Below are 5,062 nucleotides of genomic sequence, written 5' to 3' on the forward strand. Positions count from 1 at the left end.
TCACTGAGCAACATCAGGAAAAACAGGCGGCATAAAAGCCACCTGTTGGAAGACGAAAAATCGAGGGAAGCTCACTCGCTTTGCGGCGATGGATTTCAACCGCCAGAACAATTCCCCGCTCGGACAGTTTTCCTCGCCGATTGCGGTCAAATTGCTGCGCGCCTCGATCGCCTGTGCCGCCGCACGTGGTGCCAAGAGACCAATCACCGTATCGCCTATCGGCGTCGAACGATTACTTCGCAGAGCTGGCTTTCAGGCGAAACGCTCTGGGCCGCCAATGGTGATTGGCGGGCATCCGATTTTTGCCTGTTGGATTGAGGTATAACGATTACTCCAGCCTGATTAAGCCCGTCCCTGCCATGAGGCAATAATTGGATATTGCCGCATACCCGATTGCGGTAAATATATTGACAAACCGGAGGCCGCGTATTTACAGAAACGCGCTGGAGGAAAATAATCGAGGTCAGATTTCGGCCAAAAGCCGGCATCAAGTATTCGCATTTATCAAGCGACTGATAATGCTGGTTGCGCCAGCAGCTCCCGCAGCGCCATTAAAGATAGTTAAATATCCTTATATCCATATATCCATATATCCATATATCCATATATCCATATATCCATATATCCATATATCCATATATCCATATATCCATATATCCATATATCCATATATCCATATATCCATATATCCATATATCCATATTAGATCTAAAGATATTTAACTACCCCCACCAAGAAAAGATACTATACTATATATATCTCTAAAAGATAGTTTATTAACTACCATGAAAACCTTGGCAGAACTTTCTCATGCACTTAGGCAAGCTAAAGAACAATTGGCGCTGCCGGTGATCGAGATGAGCCGCAATAGCGGCTTGACTGCGGTAACCATACGCGGCGTACTGACGGGCAAGAACGACCCGCGTCTAAGCACCTTGATGACGCTGGCCGAGCAGTTGGGTTTGGAAGTGATGCTGCTGCCAAAGGCCGTGGCTGCGACGATTGTCGCCAAGCCAACCGCTCCGGCTGAAGTGCAAAGCTTGGTCTCGGCGGCCTTGGCACGACAACGAAAACAGTCATGAATCTGAGCGCACTGGATATTTTTCTGGGAGCGCGCAAGGTCGGCGTACTGTTTAAATATGGCGACATGGTGCGCTTTCAGGTCGACGCCGAATACGCCCAGGACCCGCTGCGCCCAACGCTGTCGCTATCGATGCGCGCCGTTAGTGCGGAGCAAGACGCGGCCCTGTTGCTCAATCCGCTGGCAGCAATGTTCAATTCGCCAGGTCAGCAACGGCTGCCATCTTTTTTTCAAAACCTATTGCCGGAAGGCGTATTGCGCAAACAGATTGCGCTGGAACGCCAGTGCGCCGAGGATAACCACTTCGAACTGCTGGCTGCCTGTGGACGCGACCTGCCCGGCGCCGTCCAGGCCGTGCCGACCAAGTTGACGCGCGCCATGATGACGCGCCTGGTGACCCAGGATCATGAGGCCATCGAGGAAAGCGTGATTGCCGCACCGCTGGTCGACGGCGTATCCATTTCCGGCATGCAGCCGAAGCTAGCCTTGATCCAGGAAGGCGGCCGCTACGTCAGCCGCACCCGCCACCGCGATGCTCACATCATCGGCAAATTACCGACCGCCCAGTTTGATCGCCTGCCAGAGGTTGAATATTTATCGTTGCAACTGGCGCAGGCAGCCGGCGTAAGGGTTTGCCAGGCCAGCCCGCAGCCACTCGAGGCGATCCTGGCAGGACACAGCTACGCGCCAGGGAGCAGCCAGCAATTTCTGGCGGTACAGCGCTTCGACCGCGACCAGCCGGGCCGTTTGCATGTTGAGGACTTCTGCCAGATCCTCGGCGTCGATCCAGACAAAAAATACACCGGCGCCAGTTACGGCCGACATGGCCCTGGTGATGCAGGCTGTGGCCGGCCTCGGTGAAGCTGCCTGCCACGAGTTGCTGCGTCGGATTACGGTCAATGAACTGATCGGCAACTACGACGGCCATCTGAAAAATTTCGGCATCCGCTACCTCGCCAGCGGCGGGATCGAACTATCACCAGCGTATGACGTGGTGGCCTATGGAGCCTACCTGAACGGCAACGGCCACGCGCTCAGATTCGCCGATGATCAACCCCAGCGAACGTTTCTTTCACCGCTGACCTTACGCCACTTCGCTAACCGCAGCGGCATGCTGGAGCCGCCGCTGCGCCACGTCATATCAGAGGTATGCAAGCAGGCGCTGCAAACCTGGCCCGAGATGATCGCCGCCAGCCAGCTGTTACCACATCAGAAAACCAGGCTACACGACTATTTCATGAGTCGCCAAATCATGTCCGGATTACGCGCGCAGGCAAAGACAGGCGGCTAAAGCGGACGGCATGACTGCCCGCCCAAACGAAGACGGAAAGGCCGCCGATTAGTAGTCACAATAATGATAATAACGACAACAATGAAAATTTAGCACTCGGAAGTCGGCTGCTGGCCATTTGCAACAGCCCCCATATTGGCGCTACCGATCTGGCCATCATGGTCGGCAGCGCCAAACGGTTGCGGCCTGCCGATGCCATATCCCTGTGCAAAATCGACGCCGATCTCGGTCAGGGTGGCGATCGTGCGCTCATTAATCGCAAATTCAGCGATGGTTTTCTTGCCCATCAAATGAGCGATCTTGTTGATCGCCTCGACCATTGCATAGTCGGTCGGACTATTCAGCATATCTTTTACAAAGCCGCCATCGATCTTGATGTAGTCCACCGGTAAATTTTTCAGGTACGCAAAGGACGACATACCAGCACCAAAGTCATCTAGCGCAAAGCGGTAGCCTAGATTTCTCAACTCATTGATGAAATGTGCCGCCTTGGCAAAATTGGCGATGGCGCTGGTCTCGGTGATCTCAAAGCAAATGATTTGCGGCGGGATGCCCGATTTTGCATGCTGTTCGCGCACGAAATCGAGGAAATCGATGTCGCCGATGGTCGCTCCCGACAGGTTGATCGCACAAGTTTCAATATCTTGTGCCAACCCTTGCTGCCGCATCTGCGCCAGCGTCGAAAAAACCCTCGACACCACCCAGCGATCAACCGCCGGCATCAGGCTGTAGCGCTCTGCCGCGGGAATGAACACCATCGGCAACACCAGGTTATCGTCCTTACCCATCATCCGCAGCAGAATTTCAAAGTGCACGCCTTTGGTGGCACGCTCTCCCAGTGCGACTATTTCCTGAGAATAAAGGCAGAATTTTTCATTCGAAAGGGCTTCGTTGATGCGTGTGATTCACTCCATCTCACCGTGACGTATTGATAATTCGCTATCGTCCAGGCGATATTCATGAACCCGGTTACGCCCCTTTTCTTTTGCCAGATAGCAGGCAGCGTCGACCGCGCTCATGATTTGTCCCAGCGTATGCATATCCCCGGCCAGATTGATCAAGCCGATACTGACGCCAATCGAAAAGGGTTTGTTGTTCCAGATAAACTGAAAATCGGCGACTGCCTGGCGTAAACCCTCGGCGATCCGCAACGAGTGTTCAACCGGGCAATTCTCCAACAGGACACCGAACTCGTCACCGCCCAAACGGGCCATCGTATCGGTGTCGCGCAAGCGCTGCTTCAACAACACACTAACCTGGCAAATCAACTCATCGCCAGCGGCATGGCCGCAGGTATCGTTGACTACCTTGAACTGATCAAGATCCAGATACAGCACCGCGTGTTGCCTTTGCTGGTCGCGCGAAGTAATCATCGCCACCGTCAGGCGCCGTTCGAATTCGCGCCGATTGATCAGGCCTGTCAACTCGTCGTGACTGGCCTGATAAGATAACTGCGCCGCATATTCACGATCCTTGCTGACGTCATGCAACACCAGTACAGTACCGACTGTCTCGCCGCTAAGATTGCGGATCGGTTCAGCAGAAAGGTTGACCGCTACCTCGCTGCCGTCACTACAGACCAGCAGCAAGTTGGTTTCGCGGTCAATCGGATTGTTGACATCCAGAATTCGATGAACCAGATCCGGTATCCGCTTGCCAGAGGTTTCGCCGACTACATTCAATATTTTTTCTAGCGGCAAGCCGCGCGCCGATGCCGGCGTCCAGCGCGTGAGTATTTCAGCGGTCGGATTAAGATATTCGACCAGGCCATCGGTGCTCAATGTAATAACTGCCTCGCCAATCGACTCCAGCGTCACTTGGGCACGTTCCTTGGCGGCATATAGTTGTTCTTCTAAGCGCTTGCGCGCGGTAATGTCTGTGAAGGATCCGGCCATGCGCGCACCCAGCGCAACTCGCCGGATTTGGTCACAACGCGAAATTCTATATCGCACGGCGAGTTATCGTGCAAATGAAACGTCAGCTTAGCGCGCACCGCGTCCAGATCAGATGGATAGATACAGTTAAGGAACTGTAACGGCGTCGGTTCGCCATCGGCGCTGGTATAGCCGAGCAACTCTTTCAGGCGCGGTGAGTAATAAATGTTATCAGCCTGAATATCCCAATCCCACAAACCGTCGTTACTACCCAGCATCGCCAGTTGCAAGCGTTCCTCGCTGACCTTGAGTGCCTCTTCAAAGTGATCGCTTTTGGTCAGGAAGAAACGGGAAATCCAACTACCAAAAATCATCAGCACAACGGCTACGATCAGCGTACTTAACAGCAGCAGCCGCTGCAACTTGCGTGAGGACTCCCCAAGGCGAACAGAAAAATCGCGCTCCAGCGGCGTCAACTGATTGTCTATTTCCTTGACTCGGGCCAAGCTGGCAGCGATCATCGCCGGGTCCGGCGCGCCAGATTCAATCATGGTATGCAGGAGAGTCGCCTCTGCCATCAACTTCTGCAGCAAGCCGTCGCCGATGCGCCAAATAGCCAGAGGTTGGGCCAGCAAACTGAAATTCTTGAAATTTCGATACAAACTGATGAGGCTGTCAATATCGTCAGGATGATTTCCTCCGACAATAAATGAGCTTCCCTCGATTTTTCGTCTTCCAACAGGTGGCTTTTATGCCGCCTGTTTTTCCTGATGTTGCTCAGCGAGCCAGTCATCTAAATACTGGCAGGGTGAACGA

General features: G+C 53.6%; 7 protein-coding genes. 4 read left to right on the forward strand and 3 right to left on the reverse strand.

Translation table 11 applies throughout. The annotated features are described in order from the left end of the window. From ACIQ0R_RS11130 to ACIQ0R_RS11145, 4 genes are all read left to right on the forward strand, one after another. Positions 1-318, forward strand: a 318-nt coding sequence (locus ACIQ0R_RS11130) for a hypothetical protein (RefSeq protein WP_395827290.1), incomplete at its 5' end; no start/stop codon positions are given. Positions 319-794: 476 nt separating this feature from the next. Next, complete coding sequence (locus tag ACIQ0R_RS11135) at positions 795-1,082, forward strand: helix-turn-helix domain-containing protein (RefSeq protein ID WP_395827293.1); 288 nt, start codon at positions 795-797, stop codon at positions 1,080-1,082. Next, complete coding sequence (locus ACIQ0R_RS11140) at positions 1,079-1,942, forward strand: type II toxin-antitoxin system HipA family toxin (protein WP_395827296.1); 864 nt, start codon at positions 1,079-1,081, stop codon at positions 1,940-1,942. The genes ACIQ0R_RS11135 and ACIQ0R_RS11140 overlap by 4 nt, the downstream gene beginning before the upstream one ends. Continuing rightward, positions 1,905-2,372: a HipA domain-containing protein gene (locus ACIQ0R_RS11145; RefSeq protein ID WP_395827299.1), complete on the forward strand. Its 468-nt coding sequence runs from the start codon at positions 1,905-1,907 to the stop codon at positions 2,370-2,372. Before ACIQ0R_RS11140 ends, ACIQ0R_RS11145 begins: the two co-directional genes overlap by 38 nt. A gap of 89 nt (positions 2,373-2,461) precedes the next feature. Here the strand turns inward: ACIQ0R_RS11145 and ACIQ0R_RS11150 are convergent, their stop codons facing one another. The 3 genes from ACIQ0R_RS11150 to ACIQ0R_RS11160 are packed head-to-tail and all read right to left on the reverse strand — an operon-like array spanning position 2,462 to position 4,881. Next, positions 2,462-3,277, reverse strand: a complete 816-nt coding sequence (locus tag ACIQ0R_RS11150) for an EAL domain-containing protein (RefSeq protein ID WP_395827308.1) — start codon at positions 3,275-3,277, stop codon at positions 2,462-2,464. After that, a complete protein-coding gene (locus ACIQ0R_RS11155; protein ID WP_395827302.1) occupies positions 3,278-4,267 on the reverse strand; it encodes a diguanylate cyclase domain-containing protein in 990 nt (329 codons plus the stop codon). Beyond that, complete coding sequence (locus ACIQ0R_RS11160) at positions 4,225-4,881, reverse strand: PAS domain-containing protein (protein ID WP_395827305.1); 657 nt, start codon at positions 4,879-4,881, stop codon at positions 4,225-4,227. The genes ACIQ0R_RS11155 and ACIQ0R_RS11160 overlap by 43 nt, the downstream gene beginning before the upstream one ends. Positions 4,882-5,062 lie beyond the last annotated feature (181 nt).

Source organism: Collimonas sp. (genome assembly GCF_044339385.1).
In the GTDB taxonomy this organism is placed as follows: Bacteria; Pseudomonadota; Gammaproteobacteria; order Burkholderiales; family Burkholderiaceae_D; genus Collimonas.